Annotated in this window: 1 protein-coding gene; it reads right to left on the bottom strand. The window is 43.2% G+C overall.

All coding sequences use genetic code 11. From position 1 onward, the window contains the following. Positions 1-2: 2 nt before the first annotated feature. The coding region (gene pdxS, locus RYX56_RS21100) for a pyridoxal 5'-phosphate synthase lyase subunit PdxS (RefSeq protein ID WP_317123958.1) at positions 3-854 on the bottom strand (852 nt) is incomplete at its 5' end.

Here is an 854-nt window from a genome sequence, read left to right as displayed (position 1 = left end):
TCTTACCAACCACGCTCTTGCATACGCTCAGATGGTTGGAGAGTTGAAATTTCAATCCCTTTCATTGCTGTACCAAGACCTTTTGATAATTGAGCAATTAAAGCATAATCTTCGTAGTGTGTTGTTGCTTCAACAATCGCACGAGCAAATTTCTCAGGGTTTTCAGACTTGAAAATACCTGATCCAACAAATACTCCATCTGCACCAAGTTGCATCATTAATGCTGCATCTGCTGGAGTTGCAATTCCACCTGCAGCAAAGTTTACAACAGGTAGCTTACCTGTTTCTTTAATTTCAAGAAGAAGGTCATAAGATGCACCTAGGTTCTTTGCTTCAGTCATTAATTCATCTACAGACATGCCAGCTACTTTTTTCACTTGAGCTTGCATCATACGCATGTGACGAACTGCTTCTACAATGTTCCCTGTACCAGGCTCACCTTTCGTACGAAGCATAGAAGCACCTTCACCAATACGACGTGCAGCCTCACCTAAGTCACGTGCCCCACAAACGAAAGGAACAGTAAAATCACGCTTGTACAAGTGGTACACTTCATCCGCAGGAGTTAATACTTCACTTTCATCAATATAGTCAACACCCATTGATTCAAGAATGCGTGCCTCTACAATATGACCAATACGTGCTTTAGCCATTACTGGAATTGAAACTGCGTTAAGAACCTCTTCTACAATTGTTGGATCTGCCATACGTGCTACTCCGCCAGCTGCACGAATATCAGCTGGTACACGCTCCAGTGCCATAACGGCAACTGCACCTGCTTCTTCAGCAATTTTCGCTTGCTCTGCATTGATAACGTCCATAATGACGCCACCTTTTTGCATTTCTGCCATTCC

Source organism: Alkalihalophilus lindianensis, from assembly GCF_032843265.1.
Classification (GTDB): Bacteria; Bacillota; Bacilli; order Bacillales; family Bacillaceae_D; genus Alkalihalophilus; species Alkalihalophilus lindianensis.
This window is presented reverse-complemented; position numbering and strand designations above follow the sequence as displayed.